Genomic DNA, 18,884 nt, shown 5'->3' with positions numbered 1-18,884 from the left:
TTGACGAAAATTCAGAGCGGCGAGACGACGACCGGCCGCCACGCCGAGCTCAGGCTTTCACTGCTGCAGGCTTCCATTTACGCCATCGTCGGCGTCCAGCTGCCGTTCTTCTCCATCTGGCTCTCGGCGCGCGGGCTCGACGCTTTCGAGATCGCCGCCGTTCTCGCGGTGCAGCCGATCATCCGCATCGGCTCCATGCTCGTCGCCTCGCGCCGCGCCGATCGGCTCGGCGATCATGGCGCGCTGCTCGTCGGCTGCATGGCGGCCATGGCGGCGGCCTATGCGGTGATGGGTTGGTCGTCCGGCTTTTTCGCGCTGCTCGTCGCCGGAGCCATGGTCGCGCTGGCGCAGGGGCCGCTGGCGCCGCTCGCCGATGGCGTCACCTTCGGCGAGGCGCGCCGCCGCCGCGAGGCCGGCCTGCCGCAACTGCATTACTCTTGGGTGCGCGGCTGGGGCTCCATGTCGATCCTCGTTTTTCTCGCGGTGAGCGGCCCCGTCGCCGGCGCGCTCGCGGTCGAGGACATCGTCTGGCTGCTCACCGCGGTGGCCGCGTTCGCCTGCCTCGCCTGCATGGGCTCGCTGATCGGCTTCGGCTCCTCCTCTGTCCGGGCGGAGCGCCAGTCCATCGGCCGCATTGCGCGGCCGGAGCTGGTGGCGCTCGTCATCGTCGCCGCCGCCCTGGTGCAGAGCTCGCATTCGATGGTCAATACATTCGGCGCGCTACATTGGAAGGAGCAGGGCCACAGCGACAGTTTCGTCGCTTTCGCCTGGGTGGCCGCGCTCGCCACGGAGGTCGTCGTCTTTCTCATGGCCGCGCGCTGGTTCGGCGGCGAATCCAAGGCCGGCGCCTTTCTCCTCGTCGGCGCGATCGGCGCTGTGCTGCGCTGGCTCTTGATGTCGGCCGACCCCGGCCCGACGGGGATTTTCTGCGCTCAGGCGCTGCATGGCGCATCATGCGCCGCGGTGCAGATCGGCCCGGCCTATCTGCTCGCCGAGCTCGGCGGCAAGGAGCGTCTCGCGCAATCGCAAGCCTGGCTGGCCGCGGCGATCGCCGGCGGCAACAGCCTGTTCACTTTCCTGTCGGGGCCGCTCTATGCGCAGGCGGGAGAGCGCGCCTATCTGGCGATGGCGGCCGTCGCTTTCGTCGGCCTGCTGCTGTCTTGCGCGGTGGCGCAGCTCTGCGCGACGCGCCATGCGAGGACGAAAGCGGCGCGGGTGGATGCCCACGCCGAGCCCGAGCATTCGAGCGCCTGAGCGGGGCGCCGTCTCGAAGCGCGAGCTCCAGCGGGCGGCGCATGAAGCTTTCCTCCGCCCTTCGAGACGGGCGCTCTCACGAGGAGGAAAGCTTCACCGCCTTTCGCGGCGCGCCGAACGAGCCTCTCCTTACGAGAGGTCGCCGATGTGCTTTTGCGAGTAGAGCTGCACGCCGAGCTGCTTTATCAGCTCGAGCTGGGTCTCGAGGAAATCGATATGGCGCTCTTCGCTCTGCACCACTTCCTCGAACAGCAGCTTGCTGACGCGGTCGTTGATCGACAGCGCATAGGCCGCCGCCTCGAGATAGAGCGCGCGCGCGTCGATTTCCGTGGCGAGGTCGAGGCGGATGATCTCTTCGACCGACTGGCCGATGCGCAGAGGATCGAGGCTCTGCATGTTCGGAAAGCCTTCGAGGAAGAGGATGCGATGCACGAATTTATCGGCGTGCTCCATCTCCTCGATGGATTCGTGACGCCACTTCTTGCCGAGCTCCTTGAAGCCCCAATTGTCGAGGATGCGGTAATGCAGCCAATATTGATTGATCGCCGTCAGTTCGGCGCGGACGCCCCGATTGAGATATTCCAAGAGCTTCGCGTCACCGCGCATGGGTCCCCCTTCCGCCCGGTCCGAGCGGACCGGATCATGCAGCCAATTCGTCGGCGCGACAATTATCGCATTCGCCGGCTCCGCTGCAATGATCGGAAGGGATTGCCGCATGCTGATCGACGATCGCGCTGATGTTGCGCGCGCACCGGCCGCAGCGTGGTTCGCACCCCATATGCCGAAAGATCGCGCCGACGCTTGGTCGATCCGATCTTCCCCCGAGAGCTTCGCGGACTTGTCCGTCCGAGAGCACATTGCAAGAGCAGACGATCATCTCCGCACCTAGTTTGGAAGGGTTGTAAACTAGCTGTGATTTCAGTAGCTTATCGTACCGTTCCGGTTCTGGCTAGAGGCCTTTGTCGGTTTTCCGACATGGGCCCTCTAGGATCACGGAGCTAACGCAAATCGCGCGCCACGGCCCCACCGGCCGCGTCAGATTATTTGTTGTGGATAAAGAGCGCGGCAAGACCGGAGGCATGCTCGCGCCGGGCCCTTTTGAAAATCTTTCGAGCCGAGAAAGGCTTCAGACGAAAGTTCGCATTGTCCCTCGAAACTGAAGGGCAGGGATCCGATGTCCGACCTCGCAGATCTTTTTCCCGGCTTCGCCTCGCATTGGATCGATGCGCCCGCCGGCTCCGTCTTCGCTCGCTCCTCCGGCTCCGGGCCGCCGCTGCTGCTGTTGCACGGCTTCGGCGAGACCCATGTCGCCTGGGCCGGGATCGCGCCGCTTCTCGCCGAGCGCTTCTTCGTCGTGGCTATGGATCTGCGCGGCTATGGCTGGTCCTCCGCGCCGCCGAGCGAGAAGGGCGAGGCCTATACGAAGCGCGCGCAGGGCGATGACGTCATCGTCGTGATGGAGCAGCTCGGCCATGTGCGTTTCTCGCTGGTCGGACATGATCGCGGCGCGCGCGTCGGCTTCCGCTTTGCGCTCGACCATCCCGGACGGCTGGAGAAGCTCGCTCTGCTCGACATAGCGCCGCTCGAGGAATCGCTCGGCGACGCCGATTTGCGCCGCCTCGGCCGCGCGCGACTTTTGTCGCAGCCCGCGCCCAAGCCCGAGCAGCTCATCGGTCTCGATCCGAAAGGCTTCCTCGAGGATGCGCTGGCGAGCGGAACCAAGAGCGGAACGCTCGACGCCTTCGATCCGCGCGCGCTCGCTCATTATCGCGCGGCTTTCGACGAGCCCTCGCGCATTCATGCGTTCTGCGAGGATTTTCGCGCCGGCGCGGGGCCGGACCGCGAGCTCGCTCTCGCCGATCGCGCGGCAGGCAAAAAGATCATCGTGCCGACGCTCGCGCTCTGGGGCGCTGCGAGCTTTGACGGCCATGGCGCCGCGCTGCTCGCGCAATGGCGCGAATGGGCGAATGATCTTCGCGGCGTCGAGATCGACAGCGGCCATTATCTCGCCGAGGAGGCGCCGGAGGCGACGCTCGCCGCGCTGGACTCGTTTCTGTGAGCGAATTTCGCTTCAGCGTCGCCTTGGCGCTGGGCGGCGGCGGCGCGCGCGGCCTCGCCCATATCGCCGTGCTGGAGGCGCTGGACGAATTGGGCGTGCGCCCCTGCGCAATCGCCGGAACATCGATCGGCGCGATCGTCGGCGCCGCTTATGCGGCGGGATTTTCTGGCGCGGAGCTGCGCGCCCATGCGGAGAACATGTTCCGCAACCGTGTGCGTCTTGCGCGTCGGCTGCTGCGCTCGCGGGCGCGCCGCCGCGCGCGCACCTTCTCCGATTTCGCGCATCCCGCGCTCATCGATGCGGAGCGTTTCCTCGACGCATTCTGGCCGCAGGGCATGCCGGAGACTTTCGAGGAGCTGCAGATTCCCTTCACCGCCGTCGCGACGGATTTTCGCTTGCGCCGCGAGGCCGCGATCTCTTGCGGCCCGCTGCAGCCGGCCGTCGGCGGCTCCATGGCCATTCCGGGGCTGGTGCGGCCGGTCGTCTATGGCGACAGCTTTCTGATCGACGGCGGCCTCGTCAATCCGCTCCCCTATAATCATCTCGCCGGGCGCGCCGACATCGTGCTCGCCGTCGATGTCTCGGGAACGTCGAGCGGGCGCGCGCGCAATCGTCCGCCCTCGCCGATCGAGACGATCATCGTCGCCAGCCAGATCATGATGAACGCCATCAGCGAGCGCATGATCGAGGAGAACCCGCCCGATGTGCTGATCTCGCCCGCGGTCAATCAATATCTCGCGCTCGATCTGTTCAAGGCGAAGCGCATTTTCGAGGCGGGCGACGCCTGCCGCGCTCGCGTGTTCGAGGGATTGCAGACGGCGGCGGCGCGGCTCGAGCTTCAGCGCCGCGCCTGAAAAAAGGCGCGCAGCAATTCCGCCGCCTCGCTCTCGCGCAGGCCGCCATAGACATCTGGCGCATGATGGCAGGTCTTCAGCGAGAAAAAACGCGCGCCATGCTCGACGCCGCCGCCCTTGGGATCGTCGGCGGCGAAATAGAGCCGGCGAATACGCGCGAAGGAGATCGCCGCCGCGCACATGGCGCAGGGCTCGAGCGTGACATAGAGATCGCAATCGGTGAGACGCTCTGTCCCGAGCGCAGAGCAGGCGGCGCGAATGGCGAGCATTTCCGCGTGCGCCGTGGGGTCCTTGTCGCGCAGCGTGCGATTGCCCGCGACGGCGATGATTTCGCCATTGCGGGCTATGGCCGCGCCGACGGGGACCTCATTCGCCGCGAAAGCTTCGCGCGCGGCGTCGAAGGCGGCGGTGAGGGGATCGGTCATTCGCTCTGATTGCTTCGTCTCGCGCCAAGCCAGGCTCCTCATCCCCGAGGGGCGCCCATAGGGCGCGTCTCGACGGTCGAGCGCGCCGAATATCGAATACCGTTGCACGCGATTCAAGCGCCTGGACTCCGGCTTGTCGCAGCGCCGCAAGCCTCGAACATGGTCGCGCTCGATCAGCCGATCGTCTGCTTGAAACCATAGTTCTATGCGCTATAGTGCATAGAACTATGGGGATGTGGTGCGCGTCTTCAAAATCAGATGGTTTGCGAGGTTCGCGCGTAGCGAGCGGATCGACGACGAGAGCTTGAGCGAGGCGATCTTCCGCGCCGCGCGCGGCCTCATCGACGCTGATTTGGGCGGCGGCCTCATCAAGCAGCGTGTCGCCAGACGGGGCCGAGGACGTTCGGGCGGCTATCGCATGATCGTCGCCTTTCGCGTCGAGGAGCGCGCTGTTTTTCTATACGGCTTCGCCAAGAGCGAAAGGGAAAACATCGAGCCGGACGAATTGGAGGATTTGCGCCTCGTGGCGCGCGGATGGCTCGACGCGACATCGGAACGCATCGAGGCGGCTCTCGAGGACGGAGCAATTCAGGAGGTGCGACATGACGAAGAAAGCGACGCCTAGCGAGTCGTCGAGCCGTTTGCGTGACGCCATTCTCGAAACGGCGGGAGACATGCGCCGCCTCGGAATCATGGACGAGGCGAGCCATGCGAAGATCACCTTGCGTCAGTTGGACAAGGACTGCGCGCCCGCGCCCGCGCCGATCACGGGCGAGGAAATCCGCGACCTTCGCGAGAAGGCGCGGTTGAGCCAAGCGGTCTTCGCCCGCTATCTCAACCTTACGGTCGGCTATGTCTCGCAGCTCGAGCGCGGCGCAAAGCGGCCGAGCGGCCCAGCACTCGTTTTGCTCGACCTCATCCGCCGCAAGGGCATAGAAGCGATCTTCTAGTGGTCCGCCACTCGATTAACGGCTCGATGGGCGAGCCCGCCTCAATCCCCGCCGGTCCATTCCACCTCCGCGCCGAGCATGCGCAGATTCTCGACGAAGCGCGGATGCGCGCGCTTGATCGGCGTCGCGTTATGAATCACCGAGCGCCCTTCGATGCTCGCCGCCAGCATCAGCAGAGCGATGGCGACGCGGATGATATAGGGGCTCTCCACCTGCGCCGGGACCAGAGGCTTGCCGCCGAAGGCGATGAGCCGATGCGGGTCCGACAAGAACACATGCGCGCCGAATTTGGAGAGCTCGCCCGTCCAGCCCAGCGCGCCGTCATAGACCTTGTTCCAGAACATCACGCTGCCCTCGGCCTTGACGCCGAGCGCGATGAAGATCGGCAGAAGATCGACCGGCAGATAGGGCCAAGGCGCCGCCTCCACCTTCTGCAGCACATTGCGGGTGAAGGGCTCGGCGACTTTCAGCGGGCCATTGGCTTTGGTCTTGGACCAGCCGTCCTCATGGACGACATGCACGCCGAATTTCGCGAAAGTGCGATCGATCAGCGGAAACTGATCCGGCGCGGAATTCTTCACCTCGACCCCGCCGCCGGTGATCGCGCCGAGCGCGAGAAAGGTCGCGACCTCGTGGAAGTCTTCGGTCAGATGAAACTCGCCGCCCGAGAGGGAGTCGACGCCGTCCAGCGTGAGCTGCGATGTGCCGATTCCGGAGATGCGCGCGCCGAGCGTCTGCATGAAGGCGCAGAACTCCTGCACATGCGGCTCGGAGGCGGCGTTGGTGAGCTTCGACTGGCCGGTGGCGAGCGCCGCGCAGAGCACGAAATTCTCCGTCGTGGTGACGGAGGCGTAGTCGAGCCAGTGCCGCGTCGCGCGCAGCGGGCCGTCGGAGCGGATGACGAGCGAATCCTCGCTGCGCTCGATCGTCGCGCCGAAGGATTTCAGCACCTCGATATGCGGGTCGATCTCGCGCGCGCCGAGCGTGCAGCCCTTCACATCATCCTCTATGCGCGCGACGCCGAAGCGGGCGAGCAGCGGCGGCGCCAGCATGATGGACGAGCGCATCTCCGCCGGCAGGCGATGGATGGACGGATCGAAGCGCGTCTCCTCATGGCGCAGCTCGAGCAGGCCGGTCGCAAAATCCATCCGCACATCGCTGCCGAGCGTGCGGAACAATTCGAGGATCTTCTTGACGTCGGTGATCTCCGGCACGCCATGGATGCGCAGCGGGCGGCTGGTCAGCAGCGTGGCGCACAGAATGGGCAGCACGGCGTTCTTATTCGCGGAAGGGATGATCCTGCCGCTGAGCGGACGTCCGCCATGCACGATCAGATGAGCCATACCGCCTCCAGACGTCTGTTGCCTCTATGCGCCGAAATAGGGGAGGCCGGCCGCCTTTCGCGGGGCGGGGGCGCAGGTCCCTAGGGGATTTGAGGCCATAACTCGGATTCATGGCGAATGACGAGTGAAAAAGCGGCCACAGCGCCTTTCTCTTCCGCCCCGCGACCTGCTATCAGGGCGTGATGACCGACAAAAAGCCAGAAAGACCCGCCCGCCGTAAGGACGGCGGCGACCAGCCGCCGCGTCGCCGCGCTCCGGTGAAGCCCGCGCCCGACGATTCGGCCGCCAGCGCCTTCGAGGGCGAGCGCATCGCCAAGGTCATGGCGCGCGCCGGCGCCTGCTCGCGCCGCGACGCCGAGATCTGGGTCGCGGAAAGGCGCGTCTCCGTCAATGGACGCTTGCTGGACAGCCCGGCCTTCAATGTGCAGGAGGGCGACCGCATAGAGGTGGACGGCCAGCCGCTCGCCGAGCGCGAGCCGACGCGGCTGTTTCTGTTCCACAAGCCCGCCGGACTCGTCACCAGCGCCAAGGACCCGGAGGGGCGGGAGACCGTCTTCGGTTTCCTCGAGGAGCGCTTTCCCGATCTGCCGCGCTTGGTGAGCGTCGGGCGGCTCGACATCAATACCGAAGGCCTGCTGCTGCTCACCAATGACGGCGGCCTCGCGCGCACGCTCGAGCTTCCGGCGACGGGCTGGACGAGGCGCTACCGCGTGCGCGCCCATGGCGACGTCGATCAGGCGCAGCTCGACGAATTGAAGAAGGGCGTCACCGTCGACGATGTCGATTATGCGCCGATCGACGCCAGGCTCGACCGCGTGCAGGGGGCCAATGTCTGGATCTCCATGACGCTGCGCGAGGGTAAGAATCGCGAGATCAAGCGCGTGCTCGAGCATTTGGGGCTCGACGTCAATCGGCTGATCCGCATCTCCTTCGGCCCCTTCCAGCTCGGCGAGCTCGCGGAGGGCGTCGTCGAGGAGGTGAAGCTGAAGACCTTGCGCGAGCAGCTCGGCAAGGGGCTGGCCGATCTCGCTGGCGTGGATTTCTCCTCGCCGCGGCGCGAGACCGACGAGCCGCCGCATGTGGCGGCCGAGGAGGCGCGCCAGCGCGCCAAGACGCGCTCGCGCAAGCATGTCGACACGCTGCGCGCCGAGCGCGAGGAGACCCGCGGCAAGGGCCCGCGCGCGCGCATCGAGCGCGCTGCGACCAGCGACCGCAAGGGCCGCGCCGTGCCGGTGGAGAAGATCGTGCCGGTGCGCCGCGCCGAGGAGCCGGCGACGACGCGCAACGCCCGCCGCTTCCGCGCCGAGCGCAACGAGGGCGAGGCGGGTTTTACGGGCGAGCGTCGTCCGCCGCCACGCGCCGAGAGCGGGGAGGCGCCCAGCCGGCGCCGCTTCACGCCGGAGCGCCGCCCGCGACGCGACGATGAGGCGAGCTCCTTCGGAGGCGAGCGCGAGAGACGGCCGAACCGCTTCGAGGCGGGCGAAGGCCGGCCGACCGAGCGGCGCGCCCGCGCGCCCGAAGGCGGGGCGGAGCAGGGCCGCTCGGAAAGGACATCGCGTCCGCCGCGCCGGGACGGGGAGGGACGTCCTCCGCGTCGCGAAGGCGAGGGGCGTCCGCCGCGTCGTGAGGGGGCGGAGTCGCGTCCGCGCGCTAGCGCGGGCAAGGAGCGTTTCGATCGCGGCGAGCGTCGTGGAGCGAGCTTTGGCGCCAGCGAAGGGCCGCGTCGCGAGCGCGCGCCGCACCGTGAGGGCGAGGGGCGTCCGCCGCGCCGCGATGGGGCGGATTCGCGTCCACGCGCCGGCGCGGGCAAGGAGCGCTTCGATCGCGGCGAGCGTAGCGGGGCGAGCTTCAGCGCCGAAGGGCCGCGTCGCGAGCGGGCTCCGCGCCGAGAGGGCGAGGGGCGTCCGCCGCGTCGCGAAGGGGCGGATTCGCGTCCGCGCGCCGGCGCGGGCAAGGAGCGTTTCGATCGTGGCGAGCGTCGTGGAGCGAGCTTTGGCGCCGAAGGGCCGCGGCGCGAGCGTGCTCCGCGTCGTGAGGGCGAGGGGCGTCCGCCGCGTCGCGAGGGAACGGATTCTCGTCCGCGCAGCGGCGCGGGCAAGGAGCGCTTCGATCGCGGCGAGCGCAGCGGTGCGAGCTTCAGCGCCGAAGGGCCGCGCCGCGAGCGGGCTCCGCGCCGAGAGGGCGAGGGGCGTCCGCCGCGTCGCGAGGGCGCGGATTCGCGTCCGCGCGCCGGCGCGGGCAAGGAGCGTTTCGATCGTGGCGAGCGTCGCGGGGCGAGCGCCGCCGCCGCCGAAGGGCCGCGCCGCGAGCGTGCTCCGCGCCGTGAGGGCGAGGGGCGTCCGCCGCGCCGCGAGGGGGCGGATTCGCGCCCGCCGCGCAAGGATGGAGACGCTCGCCCGCCGCGTCGCGGGCCGCCGCGCGGCGGCGACAAACCGCGTAGCGGAGCCGGCGGCGCGGGCAAAGGCGCGCGCAAGCCGGGCGGCGGCGCGCCGCGCAAGCCGCGCTGAGCCATGCGCATCGTCGCCGGCGCCTTTCGCGGCCGCGCGCTGAAGGCGCCGCAATCGCAGGCGATCCGTCCCACTTCGGATCGCCTGCGCGAGTCGATATTCGACATTCTCGCCCATGCCTATGACGATCCGGTTCCGGGCGCGCGCATCGTCGATCTCTTCGCCGGCACGGGAGCGCTCGGCCTCGAGGCGCTGTCGCGCGGCGCCGGGAAAATCCTTTTCATCGACGAAGGTGCGGAGGCGCGCGCGCTGCTGCGCGCCAATGTCGAGGCGCTCGGCGTCGGCGGCGTGACGCGCGTCTTTCGCCGCGACGCGACCAAGCTCGGCCTCGCGCCGCCGGGCGAGTTATTCACCCTCGCTCTGCTCGATCCGCCCTATGGGCGCGATCTCGCCTCACGCGCGCTTCGCTCGCTCGTCGATGGCGGCTGGCTCGCCGGGGGCGCGCTGATCGTTGTCGAAGAGGCGGTGGACGCGCCGCTCTCCCTGCCCGAGGGAATCGTCGAGGCGGAGCGCCGCCGCTATGGCGACACGCAGATCGTCATCGCGCGGCGTTCATAAAAAAACTCAGGCTTTTTCGAAAGAAGCGTCGAGACATCTTTTCGTCGCATGAGCAGGGCGGCGTCGAGGACGCCTATGGAGGCGAAGGGAGAGCGCAGCAGATTCGCGCGGGCGTTCTTTCGCGATGACGCCGGGCAGGTGGCGATTTTGTTCGGCCTCGTCGGCTTCGCGATATTGACCGGCGTCGCTGGCAGCGTCGACCTCATGCGGCTTATCAGGCGCGGCAGAAATTATTCGAGACGGCGCTGATGGCTTGTCAATTCGCCTCGCGGCCGAGCGTCGTCTCCGTGGTGAGCGGGAGCGGCGTCGCCGCCTACAACACCAAGGTGAACGCCTATATCTCCAATGCGATCGGCGCGCAGAAGCTCGGTTTTGCGCTCGCCTTTTTCCCGAAGTCCATGACCTCTATGCTCGGGAGTCTGCTGACGTCGAGCTATACGGCTCTGCAGATGAAGTCCTGATGCGGCCTCTGATCAGAATGGATTCCGGTCAGAACGGATTCCAGGTCGCTTCGGGCGTGAATTTCAGATAGCCGAGATTGAGGCCGAGGCGCGCGCCGAGCCCGGCGCGAATGGGCGCGATGACGACGCCGTCGGCGGTGAGCTCGGTGAAGCCCAATCCGCCGACGAGATAGGCCGAGCCGGCGACGCCGCCGAAGCGCGTGTAGATGGCGTCGACCGAGGGCAGATTATAGATGAGCATCATGGTGCGGTCGCCGTCGGCGCCGGCGTCGAAGCCGAGCGAGGGGCCCTGCCAATAGACGCGCCGCTGGCCGGCGTTGCGCGTATACATGACGCCTTCGCCATAGCGCAGGCCGCCGACGAAGGCGCCCGATCCCTCCTGGCCGAGCACATAGGCGTTGGGTCGGCCCCAGCGCCGCGCCAATTGCTCGACGCCCTGCGCGAGATCGCGCGCGATCGCGCCGAAGAAGCGATGGCCGCTGCGCACCACCTCATCGCCGGACATCGGCTCGAGCCTTTGCTCCGGCCGTTCGCCATAGGCGGCGCGCGCCGGCGCGAGCGGCGACAGCGCGGCCGCCGTGGCGAGAGCGAGCATCTCTCTGCGGGTCGCGAGTGTCGGCCTTGGAATCGAATGGGCGGCGCGCATGACGATAGTCTCCGTTGCGGCGGATGCGAATCACGTCGCTGAAGTTTCGCTGCGATCGTGTCGCGCCTGTGGCGCCTGCGCGGCGCCTCTGCACGGAAGCGAGAATCTCGCCGTGACCTTAATAAAGTCTTGCGGCGGCGGGATCGCCGAAGGCGATGAATGCTCCGTTGCGATAGGCCTCGCCCGCCTTGCCATAGACGAGCGGGCGGCCCGAAGGGTCGACGACGCCGCCGCCGGCGGCGCGCAGCACGGCGTCGCCGGCCGCCGTGTCCCATTCCATCGTCGGGCCGAAGCGCGGATAGAGATCGGCGGCGCCCTCCGCCAGACGGCAGAATTTGATCGAGGAGCCGATGTCGCGCGTGGCGGCGACGCGATGCGTTTGCAGAAAGGCCTTTGTCGCCGCATCGAGATGGGAGCGGCTGACCAGCGCCGTCGGCCCTTCGGCAGGAAGCGCGCGCACGCGCAAGGGGCGCCAGGCTCGGCGTGGCGGCGCCGGCTGGCCGGGCTCCGCATCGGCGGCGAAGGCGCGCGCGCCGGCGAACCATAATTGCCCGAGCGCCGGGGCGTAGACCGCGCCGGCGCGCGGCGCCCCTGCGACGATGAGGCCGATATTGATGGTGAACTCGCCGCTGCGCGCCAGAAACTCGCGCGTGCCGTCGAGCGGATCGACGAGCAGGAAGGTCTCGGCGCGGGCGAAATCGGCGCCCGCGGCGGCGGCCTCCTCCGCGACGATGGGGACGCCCGGCATCAGCTCGGCGAGTCGCGGCGTGAGAAAGGCCTCGATCTTCTCATCCGCCTCGCAGACCGGGCTCGCGTCTTTTTTCGCGCGCGCGTCGATGGCAGGGGAGGCGAGAACCGCCATGGCGATCGCGCCGGCGCGCGTCGTCAGATCGGCGAAGGCCGCGGCGAGTGCGTCGAAATCCTCATCGCTGCGGAGCGGCATGGGTCAGAACTCCACATCGCCGCGCCGCTCGACGAGAGCGGCCTCGCTCGTCTCCTCGCGGCGAAGATCGTCGACGCGCGCGAAGGCCGGCCCGCGCCGCGCGGCTTCCACCAGCGCGTCGAGCGCGCCGCGCGGCCCGGCGGCGACGATCTCCACCGCGCCATCGTCGCAATTGCGCGCCCAGCCGGCGAGCGCGAGAACCCCGGCCTGGCGCGCGACAAAGGCGCGAAAGCCGACGCCCTGCACGCGTCCGCGCACGGTGATGCGGACAATGAGGCGCTCCGCGCTCATTGCGGCGCCGCCTCGACGGCGACATTGTCGATGAGCCGCGTCGCGCCGAGCTTTGCTGCGACCAGCAGGCGGATCGGCCCGTCCTGGCGGCGGGCGACGCGCGCCAGAGTCTCGGCGTGGCGCGCCTCGAGATAATCGATGAGGAAGCCCTTCGTCACGATCTGCTCGCGCGCCTCGCCCATCACATGGCCGATCGGCTCGCCCTCGCCGATGCGGCGCGCCGCCTCCCGCAGCGCGCGATAGAGCGCGGGGGCGACCAGCCGCTCCTCCTTGGCGAGATAGATATTGCGCGAGGACATTGCGAGGCCGTCGTGCTCGCGCAGCGTCGGCGCGCCGACGATCTCGGCGCGCAGATCGAGATCGCGCGCCAGGCGGCGAATGACCAGCAATTGCTGATAGTCCTTCTCGCCGAAGACGGCGACGTCGCAATCGGCCTGATTGAGCAGCTTGGCGACGACGAGCGCGACGCCGGCAAAATGCGTCGGCCGGAAACGATCCTCGAGATCGGCGACGGCCGGTCCGCTCACGGAGACGGAGGTGGCGAAGCCCGGCGGATAGATTTCCCCCACCGCCGGCGCGTAGCAGAGATCGGCGTCGACGCGGGCGAGCGTCTCGACATCGGCCGCGAGCGTGCGCGGATAGCGCTCGAAGTCCTCGCCCGCGGAAAATTGCGTGGGATTGACGAAGACCGAGACCAGAATGCGGCGGGCGCGCCGGCGCGCCTCCTCGACCAGCGAGAGATGGCCCTCGTGCAGCGCGCCCATGGTGGGAACGAAGCCGACGCGCTCGCCGCGCGCGCGCCATTGCGCGACGCGCTCGCGCAATTCGGCGAGCGTATGGACGGTCGGAACGGGGAAGGCGCTCATCTTCGGCTCATCCTCTGCTGCGCGGAGGGCGCGAAGCTCTCCAGAAAGGCGATATAGGCCGCCGCCAGGCCGAGCGCGCGCGCCGAGGCGACGATGTTCTCGACATAGCCCGGCGCCGGGGCGCCCGGGCGCGGCGCGGTTCCGACATAGACGAGCGCGCGCGCCGATCCCACGGGCGCGCGTAGCACGGGCTGCACGATCTTGCGGTAGAGCCCACGCCCCACCTCCTCGTAACGGTCGAGGGCCGCAACATCCGCCACGGCGAGATCGTAGAGCACGCCATGGACTTGCGCGCGCGCGTCCGGGACGACTGTGGCGAAGCCGGTCTCCATGATGGCGAAGCGATAGCGGGCGAGCCGGCCGAGGCCGAGCGGTCGCGACTTGGGGCAGCGGACGGCCATTGTGGCGACGTCCATATTGGCGCCATAGGCGAAATAGAGTGGCATGAGGTCTTCCCGAGATGCGGGCGAAGCTTAGCGCATCGCGCCGCGGCGAGCGAGGCGCCGGCGCGCTCGCGCCGAAGTCTCGCGCCGAAGTCTCGCGAAAACAAAAGAGCCCGGCCTTCGCCGGGCTCCCGAGTGAGAGCGGCCCCTGGGAATCAACCGCTCACCTGGGTTATTCTCAGCGTTGAATGCAGTTTTAGAAATGCGTCGAATCGACGCGACGGCCGGAAAGAGGGGCGGGGATGGAGGAATTCGAAGGGGGCTTTCTTCGTAACGCGGTAATCGGTCTCGTCCTCGCTCTGGCGGTTGCGATCGTCTATGTGTGGTTCCGCTAGAGCGTTTCCAGCCGAAGTGGACGCCGGTTCGGCGTTGGAAACGCGTCACAACAAAAGCCCGTGGCCACGGGCGGGGCAACCGCCTGTTGACGTGCGGCGAGAGAGAAGCGATAGGCAGGCGGCGCGCGGCGCCGGGCTGGCTCCTCGGGTTTGGAAGGGTGGCCGAGTGGTTTAAGGCAGCGGTCTTGAAAACCGCCGTGGGGGAAACTTCACCGTGGGTTCGAATCCCACCCCTTCCGCCAATGGCTATTTAAAATCAATAGTTTGTGAGCTATTTTCAAATTGGCCCCACTATAGGCCCCACTTTCGGCTTGAGATTGGATGAGACGCATTGAGGCATGACGCGTCGGTGTTCCTCCAGCCCTCCCTGATCGGCGAAGCGCCGATCAGTCTCGTCCCCGTCCCAGCTCCCATTTCGTCACCATTCGCCACGAGCAGCTACAGTAGCGCCGGTCGCAACCGGGGAACGGTAGATCGGGCGGCTCGGGTAGCGTGCGTCCCACCATCGCCGTGCCGGCGACGCACAGGCCAATGCCAGGAGCTGGTCCGATCTTCACACAAGCGAAGGAGCCCCTTCGCAAAAAGCGGAGATCACCGATCTTCTGAACGGCGTTGCGAGCGTTCGTCAGCGCTCGCGACACGGTGTCGTCGAAGTTCCGCACCGGTTCCTGCCTGCCGATCTCCGTCAGAGCCTCCCAAACCTCAGCGCTCAGGTGGCCGTCGCCATACCTTGGCAGGCGAAGGGCGACGCGCGATTCGATTGAGAGGCGAGTTCCACTCTCGCGGATAGAACGCCCATGATTTCGGTTGGCGTGTTCGACGACCGCCGACGCGAGCCAGTCCGCGCACTCTGGCCGGACGAAGCCGAGTGATGAAATCGCCTCCTCGACGAAGGGGCGCATTTCGACTTCTGCCATCCCATGACGAAAAATAGGCATGATTCCGCGAAAGCCCTCCGACGACAAGTCCACCACGACTGCGATTGGCCAGGACTACAACGTAGCTCGCTCGCTTCGTCGGCGCTATGTTCGGGACGCTCAAATCATCGCTGCCGCGACAAGGACCCCCTCGGATGCAGGTTGCGTCGTTACTGGCCAGATCAGATGACAATCACGCGTCCTTCGCGGGCGATGGTGTGCGGCTCGCTTTTGGCCGGCGGTGGGATGGTAGAATCATTCACATATCAGACGCTGAGCGTGGGAGCGCATGCGGTTGCACCTGTCCCGGCTGCGGCCGAAAGTTGGTCGCTCACAAGGGGCCGGAGGTCCAGCATCATTTTGCTCACGCTCCGTTATCGGACGAAGAAATAGCGAAAGGCGTTGCGCCGAGTTGCGTTCATGGCCGGATGACTGCGCTCCATGCCTACGCGCAACAATTGCTCAACGAGAAAAGATGCCTCGTTCTTCCTCCTGTCGAAACGAATATAGGATCAAGACAGAAGAAGCTCAGAGGCGCAGAGAGCCGGAGCTTCGATTCTGCGCTGTTGGAGAGAATGGATGGCGAGACAATTCCTGATGTGATACTCTTCCTCGGCCATCATCGAATGCACGTGGAGATATTCGTTACACATCGCTGTGGCCCGGAGAAAATCGCAAAACTCGTCGCCGCCGATATTTCCGCGATCGAAATTGATCTTTCAGGGCTTCCAAGAGATGTGCCCCTCGCCACCCTCGATGATGCGATCTTGAACTGCGCGCCTCGCCGCTGGCTTCACAATCGGCGCACGAAAGAGCTGAGACAAGAGCTGGAGGCGGAGATTGCCGCCGATGAGGCGAAGGTCAAAGAGCGGCGCGCGCGACAGGTCGAGCAATTGCGTCGGACATACGCAAAGTCACGGGAGGCTGCGCTGAGAGCGACACCGCTCGCCGTCTCCCAAATCAGTGACATGGCCGGACCAGGGCGCGAAGAAATCCTAAACGAAGCAACGGAAGGCGAAGGCTTCTTCTCGGTTCATCCGACCGCATGGAAGGCCGAGGTCATGAGGATGCTCTTGGAAGGCGTCTCGCCGTCCAGCGCTGCCCGTGAGTTCCGACATAGGAAGTGGATCAGCGCTAAGCTTCTCTCGACATGTCGTGACGATGACATGCTTCGAGAAGCGGGACTGCCGCTCGGCGTTGAAGGCGCAGTTCAGAACTTTCTACGTTTCCTCGCGCGCCAAGGGATCGCCGAGGACGAGGGGCGGCGCTGGACCCTTTCGCGAGAACACTCCGCGCAAATCAAGGTCGCTGAGCACAACCGTCGTCGGGCCGAAGAGGAGCGGCGGGCAAGAGAGCAGCGCCACAATGAGCTTTCTGAAATCGTGACGAGAATCGTCGAACTCGCCGAGCCCCACGAGGCCAGGGCCTTCGACTACGGGGCTTGGCTGTCCAGGCGAGGCGAAGAAGGACCGTCATTCGGCGACGTGGCGGATTTGGGCGCGCGCGAATGGCGAGAACTCGCGGTAGGGCTTCGTCAGACACTCCGCGTGCTCGAAGGCCGAGCAAAGCCACCCGCTCAGGATTTCGGCCTGCCAGTGCGCGATCTGCTCTCCACCCTGTATGTCGAGCATGTCGCTCAGTTGGAAGCGGAGCGGCGGACTGCGGAAGAAGCGGCGCGGATTGCGTCGGAAAGGCGAGTCGACACTATTGTTCGACGCTCAAGCGTTATTCGCGACCGTATCGAAAATTGGATCGACATTCCGAACGACCGCCTTGACGGGACGACCCCGCGTTATGTCGCAGCGCAGTCGGATGACGATTATCAAAGAGTGTCAAAATTGCTGGATCGCATGATCGACGATTTCCTCAAGAAAAAGCAGTGGGAAAACGAACTAGAGGCGAGAGCCACTATCCTCTTCCAGTCTCAGCAAAAAGCGCAACTCTTCATGAAGGCGCATGGTTTTAAGCTTCCAGGCAACGCGACGCCGATAGCTTATGTCTGCGATGAGAATACACTGAACGAATGCCTCGCGCTTATAAAGCGGCGAAAGTGAATTGTATGTTCGGGCGACGCTCGTGTCACGTCGCCCGACGATGGCAAAGCTCAGTGCCCGCCGTAATAATGACTTCCTTTCCCATGGCTGTTGTATCCGCCATAGCGATGACTGCCGCTCCGACCGCGCGCATCGGCGGTGTCGATGATCGCCGCAGAGACGGCGAGCGTGGCGATGGCGAGTGTCAGGTATTTCAGAATGGCAGATTTCATAATCGACTCCTGAAAGCGGTCGTCATGCGACCGGAATCGCGACTATAAGTTGCGGATGTCATGGCGTCGAGACTGCGAACGCCGATATAGCTCCGCGCATAATCCGACAGCCACAGCCAAGTTGCCGTTCTCCGTAGATGTAGTAAGCTCGTCGAGCCGCAAACGAAATTGAGCTGATGCTATTTCGTGCGTCAAATTTCGATCGCTATAATTTCGTGTGACCAATGAACCTTCAAAACTGGATCAATCAGGCGAGAAAGCACTGGAAGGAATTCCAGCCGACACGGTTCAAGGAACTGACGAAGGCCGGGACACTGGAGGCGGCGCTGGAAGACGCCGCCGAGCGGACGTATCAGGAAATGGACGAACTGGAGCAACAGGGCTTCAGGGAGCACGAAGCCTGGGAGATGGTGAGGGAACGATATCTGTTCCCGCCGGAAGAGGCCCGACTGAAAGCAAAGCAGGACAGAGAGCCTGTGGCGAGCGAGGCCGCGAGGCAGTTCAACCAGATCGCGCGGGAGAAGAGCCGACTGCTGAGGGGCGAGGAGGAGTAGAGGAAAGCCGGCTGGCCGTGATCACATCAAGGCTCACAGGGCGATATTCTCTGGAGTGCGGCAGCGATGAAAGGACCTACCGACATGTTTCCATCGCTGGCCTTAGCGCGCGTAGCGCCATCACATACCATCGCGACCATGCGATCTACATCGGCTCCGTCAGTTAGGCAAATTCCGTATTTTGTCTTCATCGGCGCAGTCAATAAAAGAGAATAAAAGCGTGCGGCTTCACCTGCCGATACGATCATCGCCCTCGCAATGGATGGGCTGCTTTTGCAAAGTCGACTCAGGGCGGCCACATCTGCCGCTTCGGCCCTGCCTAGCCACCAAAATGAGGCCGATAAGATGAAGAGAAACAGACGCATTGTCGCTCCGCTTGCCAAAGCCCCACGTTCATCGTCGCGGTCTGTAATGCCCCGCCGCGGCCCAATGATTGTCGCCCGGACACGGCCCACTCAGCGCCGTCCAGTCGCTCCGGTGTAGGGATTGTAGTTCCCGAGCGTCCCATAATTGTCGGACGTGGTGCCGTTCGGATTCGTCTGATGGTGTGGCGGAACATATGTGCCGTTGTTGTTGACGTAGCCGTTGACCGAATGGCTTTGGCTGTTCGATCCCGTCCCATAGCTCTGGGCGAAGACCGGGCCAGCGAACGCGATCATGACGAGCGACAAGAAAATGCGCTTCATATGGATTCCCCAAGCAAAAATCGCAACATCGCGCCGCGACATGAGCACGGCGTTATGCTCTTCTACCATCATTCTGCCGAGCTTGACCAGAGCCTTACAACCTATCTCGTCGCATGTCCGCTGCTCCGAGCGTCGAATGAACGATCGCTTCAAACGAAAGAGTGAAATTCCCGAACGACTGGCGCGGATCGGTCGAAAGCCTTTCGCAGAATAGCGCTAAGTCAGCCTTGGCGACTTGTCGCTTCACGCGCCTCAGCATATCTTGAACGCCGAAATAATCCTCGCCGCCGTCATATCGCCGCCCTTGGCCGCCTTCAGGACCGCTTCGACGACCTCCTTTGCGTCATCCTGCATGAGCTTTTCGGCGAGCAGGGTCGCCTTGGAGCGCGTGCCCTTTGGCTTGCCGGCCGGATTGCCGCTCTGGCCTTACTGGAACGGCTTTCCGCGCTGCTTTTTCCGATCTTTCGGGGTTGCTCACGACGGCGCACCTTATCTCTTAGCCACGGCATTCAGATATTGGGGCTGG

Annotated in this window: 24 protein-coding genes and 1 tRNA gene; 11 read left to right on the top strand and 14 right to left on the bottom strand. The window is 65.6% G+C overall.

Features of this window, described 5'->3' with window-relative positions:
- Positions 1 to 1,254 carry an MFS transporter gene (locus AC6IY7_RS03545; protein ID WP_497781645.1) on the top strand — a complete coding sequence of 418 codons (1,254 nt, stop codon included), beginning with the start codon at positions 1 to 3 and terminating at the stop codon, positions 1,252 to 1,254.
- Positions 1,255 to 1,383: 129 nt separating this feature from the next.
- On the opposite strand, the gene bfr is transcribed toward AC6IY7_RS03545, so the two are convergent.
- Both bfr and AC6IY7_RS03535 read right to left on the bottom strand, forming a co-directional pair.
- On the bottom strand, positions 1,384 to 1,860 hold the full coding sequence (gene bfr, locus AC6IY7_RS03540; protein ID WP_497781644.1) for a bacterioferritin: 477 nt from the start codon (positions 1,858 to 1,860) through the stop codon (positions 1,384 to 1,386).
- Positions 1,861 to 1,894: 34 nt separating this feature from the next.
- Positions 1,895 to 2,131, bottom strand: coding sequence for a (2Fe-2S)-binding protein (locus AC6IY7_RS03535; protein WP_497781643.1), 237 nt, complete (start codon positions 2,129 to 2,131; stop codon positions 1,895 to 1,897).
- Positions 2,132 to 2,428: 297 nt separating this feature from the next.
- Between AC6IY7_RS03535 and AC6IY7_RS03530 the strand changes: the two genes are divergently transcribed.
- A complete protein-coding gene (locus AC6IY7_RS03530) occupies positions 2,429 to 3,313 on the top strand; it encodes an alpha/beta fold hydrolase (RefSeq protein ID WP_497781642.1) in 885 nt (294 codons plus the stop codon).
- Positions 3,310 to 4,167: a patatin-like phospholipase family protein gene (locus AC6IY7_RS03525; RefSeq protein WP_497781641.1), complete on the top strand. Its 858-nt coding sequence runs from the start codon at positions 3,310 to 3,312 to the stop codon at positions 4,165 to 4,167. The genes AC6IY7_RS03530 and AC6IY7_RS03525 overlap by 4 nt, the downstream gene beginning before the upstream one ends.
- Here the strand turns inward: AC6IY7_RS03525 and AC6IY7_RS03520 are convergent.
- On the bottom strand, positions 4,152 to 4,592 hold the full coding sequence (locus AC6IY7_RS03520) for a nucleoside deaminase (RefSeq protein ID WP_497781640.1): 441 nt from the start codon (positions 4,590 to 4,592) through the stop codon (positions 4,152 to 4,154). The two genes, AC6IY7_RS03525 and AC6IY7_RS03520, sit on opposite strands and share 16 nt — an antisense overlap.
- 238 nt (positions 4,593 to 4,830) lie before the next feature.
- Between AC6IY7_RS03520 and AC6IY7_RS03515 the strand changes: the two genes are divergently transcribed.
- Both AC6IY7_RS03515 and AC6IY7_RS03510 read left to right on the top strand, forming a co-directional pair.
- Entirely contained in the window at positions 4,831 to 5,217 is a 387-nt protein-coding gene (locus tag AC6IY7_RS03515; protein ID WP_497781639.1) for a type II toxin-antitoxin system RelE/ParE family toxin, read from the top strand.
- Complete coding sequence (locus AC6IY7_RS03510) at positions 5,195 to 5,542, top strand: helix-turn-helix domain-containing protein (protein ID WP_497781638.1); 348 nt, start codon at positions 5,195 to 5,197, stop codon at positions 5,540 to 5,542. The genes AC6IY7_RS03515 and AC6IY7_RS03510 overlap by 23 nt, the downstream gene beginning before the upstream one ends.
- A gap of 41 nt (positions 5,543 to 5,583) precedes the next feature.
- On the opposite strand, the gene AC6IY7_RS03505 is transcribed toward AC6IY7_RS03510, so the two are convergent.
- A complete protein-coding gene (locus AC6IY7_RS03505; protein WP_497781637.1) occupies positions 5,584 to 6,885 on the bottom strand; it encodes a UDP-N-acetylglucosamine 1-carboxyvinyltransferase in 1,302 nt (433 codons plus the stop codon).
- Positions 6,886 to 7,067: 182 nt separating this feature from the next.
- Here AC6IY7_RS03505 and AC6IY7_RS03500 point away from each other — a divergent pair, with 182 nt between their 5' ends.
- The 3 genes from AC6IY7_RS03500 to AC6IY7_RS03490 all read left to right on the top strand — a co-directional run bounded on the left by AC6IY7_RS03500 (position 7,068) and on the right by AC6IY7_RS03490 (position 10,411).
- Complete coding sequence (locus AC6IY7_RS03500) at positions 7,068 to 9,392, top strand: pseudouridine synthase (protein ID WP_497781635.1); 2,325 nt, start codon at positions 7,068 to 7,070, stop codon at positions 9,390 to 9,392.
- Between the two features lie 3 nt (positions 9,393 to 9,395).
- Positions 9,396 to 9,950 (top strand): 16S rRNA (guanine(966)-N(2))-methyltransferase RsmD, encoded by a 555-nt coding sequence (gene rsmD, locus AC6IY7_RS03495; protein WP_497781634.1) that lies wholly within the window; start codon positions 9,396 to 9,398, stop codon positions 9,948 to 9,950.
- Between the two features lie 248 nt (positions 9,951 to 10,198).
- Positions 10,199 to 10,411, top strand: a complete 213-nt coding sequence (locus tag AC6IY7_RS03490; protein WP_497781633.1) for a hypothetical protein — start codon at positions 10,199 to 10,201, stop codon at positions 10,409 to 10,411.
- Between the two features lie 28 nt (positions 10,412 to 10,439).
- Here the strand turns inward: AC6IY7_RS03490 and AC6IY7_RS03485 are convergent, their stop codons facing one another.
- From AC6IY7_RS03485 to AC6IY7_RS03465, 5 genes are all read right to left on the bottom strand, one after another.
- A complete protein-coding gene (locus AC6IY7_RS03485; protein WP_497781632.1) occupies positions 10,440 to 11,057 on the bottom strand; it encodes a DUF1134 domain-containing protein in 618 nt (205 codons plus the stop codon).
- 118 nt (positions 11,058 to 11,175) lie between these two features.
- A complete protein-coding gene (gene cysQ / locus AC6IY7_RS03480) occupies positions 11,176 to 12,000 on the bottom strand; it encodes a 3'(2'),5'-bisphosphate nucleotidase CysQ (protein ID WP_497781631.1) in 825 nt (274 codons plus the stop codon).
- A 3-nt stretch (positions 12,001 to 12,003) separates the two neighbouring features.
- A complete protein-coding gene (locus AC6IY7_RS03475; protein ID WP_497781630.1) occupies positions 12,004 to 12,291 on the bottom strand; it encodes an acylphosphatase in 288 nt (95 codons plus the stop codon).
- On the bottom strand, positions 12,288 to 13,157 hold the full coding sequence (gene panC, locus AC6IY7_RS03470; protein WP_497781629.1) for a pantoate--beta-alanine ligase: 870 nt from the start codon (positions 13,155 to 13,157) through the stop codon (positions 12,288 to 12,290). Before panC ends, AC6IY7_RS03475 begins: the two co-directional genes overlap by 4 nt.
- The gene (locus tag AC6IY7_RS03465) at positions 13,154 to 13,603 is read right to left on the bottom strand and encodes a gamma-glutamylcyclotransferase family protein (protein ID WP_497781628.1); all 450 of its coding nucleotides are present in this window, start codon (positions 13,601 to 13,603) and stop codon (positions 13,154 to 13,156) included. Before AC6IY7_RS03465 ends, panC begins: the two co-directional genes overlap by 4 nt.
- 484 nt (positions 13,604 to 14,087) lie before the next feature.
- Here AC6IY7_RS03465 and AC6IY7_RS03460 point away from each other — a divergent pair.
- A tRNA-Ser gene (locus AC6IY7_RS03460) sits at positions 14,088 to 14,177 on the top strand.
- Positions 14,178 to 14,321: 144 nt separating this feature from the next.
- Here the strand turns inward: AC6IY7_RS03460 and AC6IY7_RS03455 are convergent.
- Positions 14,322 to 14,873 carry a hypothetical protein gene (locus AC6IY7_RS03455; protein ID WP_497781627.1) on the bottom strand — a complete coding sequence of 184 codons (552 nt, stop codon included), beginning with the start codon at positions 14,871 to 14,873 and terminating at the stop codon, positions 14,322 to 14,324.
- Between the two features lie 554 nt (positions 14,874 to 15,427).
- Here AC6IY7_RS03455 and AC6IY7_RS03450 point away from each other — a divergent pair.
- Positions 15,428 to 16,906: a hypothetical protein gene (locus AC6IY7_RS03450; RefSeq protein WP_497781626.1), complete on the top strand. Its 1,479-nt coding sequence runs from the start codon at positions 15,428 to 15,430 to the stop codon at positions 16,904 to 16,906.
- A gap of 50 nt (positions 16,907 to 16,956) precedes the next feature.
- Here the strand turns inward: AC6IY7_RS03450 and AC6IY7_RS03445 are convergent, their stop codons facing one another.
- Positions 16,957 to 17,118: a hypothetical protein gene (locus tag AC6IY7_RS03445; protein ID WP_497781625.1), complete on the bottom strand. Its 162-nt coding sequence runs from the start codon at positions 17,116 to 17,118 to the stop codon at positions 16,957 to 16,959.
- Positions 17,119 to 17,342: 224 nt separating this feature from the next.
- Here AC6IY7_RS03445 and AC6IY7_RS03440 point away from each other — a divergent pair, with 224 nt between their 5' ends.
- Entirely contained in the window at positions 17,343 to 17,672 is a 330-nt protein-coding gene (locus AC6IY7_RS03440; protein WP_497781624.1) for a hypothetical protein, read from the top strand.
- 26 nt (positions 17,673 to 17,698) lie between these two features.
- Here AC6IY7_RS03440 and AC6IY7_RS03435 read toward each other — a convergent pair whose 3' ends face one another.
- The 3 genes from AC6IY7_RS03435 to AC6IY7_RS03425 all read right to left on the bottom strand — a co-directional run bounded on the left by AC6IY7_RS03435 (position 17,699) and on the right by AC6IY7_RS03425 (position 18,730).
- A complete protein-coding gene (locus AC6IY7_RS03435) occupies positions 17,699 to 18,037 on the bottom strand; it encodes a hypothetical protein (RefSeq protein ID WP_497781623.1) in 339 nt (112 codons plus the stop codon).
- A gap of 90 nt (positions 18,038 to 18,127) precedes the next feature.
- Positions 18,128 to 18,430 carry a hypothetical protein gene (locus AC6IY7_RS03430; RefSeq protein ID WP_497781622.1) on the bottom strand — a complete coding sequence of 101 codons (303 nt, stop codon included), beginning with the start codon at positions 18,428 to 18,430 and terminating at the stop codon, positions 18,128 to 18,130.
- A gap of 180 nt (positions 18,431 to 18,610) precedes the next feature.
- Complete coding sequence (locus AC6IY7_RS03425) at positions 18,611 to 18,730, bottom strand: hypothetical protein (protein ID WP_497782770.1); 120 nt, start codon at positions 18,728 to 18,730, stop codon at positions 18,611 to 18,613.
- Positions 18,731 to 18,884 lie beyond the last annotated feature (154 nt).

This window comes from Methylosinus sp. is20ea (genome assembly GCF_059718135.1).
Note: the sequence above shows the minus strand (reverse complement) of the source record. Positions and strands in the feature narration are given on the sequence as shown.

Excerpts from the sequence above, each read along its gene's own strand:
- bfr (WP_497781644.1), bottom strand. The coding sequence starts at position 1,860 with ATGCGCGGTGACGCGAAGCTCTTGGAATATCTCAATCGGGGCGTCCGC.
- AC6IY7_RS03535 (WP_497781643.1), bottom strand. The coding sequence starts at position 2,131 with ATGATCGTCTGCTCTTGCAATGTGCTCTCGGACGGACAAGTCCGCGAA.
- AC6IY7_RS03530 (WP_497781642.1), top strand. The coding sequence starts at position 2,429 with ATGTCCGACCTCGCAGATCTTTTTCCCGGCTTCGCCTCGCATTGGATC.
- AC6IY7_RS03520 (WP_497781640.1), bottom strand. The coding sequence starts at position 4,592 with ATGACCGATCCCCTCACCGCCGCCTTCGACGCCGCGCGCGAAGCTTTC.
- AC6IY7_RS03510 (WP_497781638.1), top strand. The coding sequence starts at position 5,195 with ATGACGAAGAAAGCGACGCCTAGCGAGTCGTCGAGCCGTTTGCGTGAC.
- AC6IY7_RS03505 (WP_497781637.1), bottom strand. The coding sequence starts at position 6,885 with ATGGCTCATCTGATCGTGCATGGCGGACGTCCGCTCAGCGGCAGGATC.
- AC6IY7_RS03500 (WP_497781635.1), top strand. The coding sequence starts at position 7,068 with ATGACCGACAAAAAGCCAGAAAGACCCGCCCGCCGTAAGGACGGCGGC.
- rsmD (WP_497781634.1), top strand. The coding sequence starts at position 9,396 with ATGCGCATCGTCGCCGGCGCCTTTCGCGGCCGCGCGCTGAAGGCGCCG.
- AC6IY7_RS03490 (WP_497781633.1), top strand. The coding sequence starts at position 10,199 with ATGGCTTGTCAATTCGCCTCGCGGCCGAGCGTCGTCTCCGTGGTGAGC.
- AC6IY7_RS03485 (WP_497781632.1), bottom strand. The coding sequence starts at position 11,057 with ATGCGCGCCGCCCATTCGATTCCAAGGCCGACACTCGCGACCCGCAGA.
- cysQ (WP_497781631.1), bottom strand. The coding sequence starts at position 12,000 with ATGCCGCTCCGCAGCGATGAGGATTTCGACGCACTCGCCGCGGCCTTC.
- AC6IY7_RS03475 (WP_497781630.1), bottom strand. The coding sequence starts at position 12,291 with ATGAGCGCGGAGCGCCTCATTGTCCGCATCACCGTGCGCGGACGCGTG.
- panC (WP_497781629.1), bottom strand. The coding sequence starts at position 13,157 with ATGAGCGCCTTCCCCGTTCCGACCGTCCATACGCTCGCCGAATTGCGC.
- AC6IY7_RS03465 (WP_497781628.1), bottom strand. The coding sequence starts at position 13,603 with ATGCCACTCTATTTCGCCTATGGCGCCAATATGGACGTCGCCACAATG.
- AC6IY7_RS03455 (WP_497781627.1), bottom strand. The coding sequence starts at position 14,873 with ATGCCTATTTTTCGTCATGGGATGGCAGAAGTCGAAATGCGCCCCTTC.
- AC6IY7_RS03450 (WP_497781626.1), top strand. The coding sequence starts at position 15,428 with ATGGATGGCGAGACAATTCCTGATGTGATACTCTTCCTCGGCCATCAT.
- AC6IY7_RS03445 (WP_497781625.1), bottom strand. The coding sequence starts at position 17,118 with ATGAAATCTGCCATTCTGAAATACCTGACACTCGCCATCGCCACGCTC.
- AC6IY7_RS03440 (WP_497781624.1), top strand. The coding sequence starts at position 17,343 with ATGAACCTTCAAAACTGGATCAATCAGGCGAGAAAGCACTGGAAGGAA.
- AC6IY7_RS03435 (WP_497781623.1), bottom strand. The coding sequence starts at position 18,037 with ATGCGTCTGTTTCTCTTCATCTTATCGGCCTCATTTTGGTGGCTAGGC.
- AC6IY7_RS03430 (WP_497781622.1), bottom strand. The coding sequence starts at position 18,430 with ATGATGGTAGAAGAGCATAACGCCGTGCTCATGTCGCGGCGCGATGTT.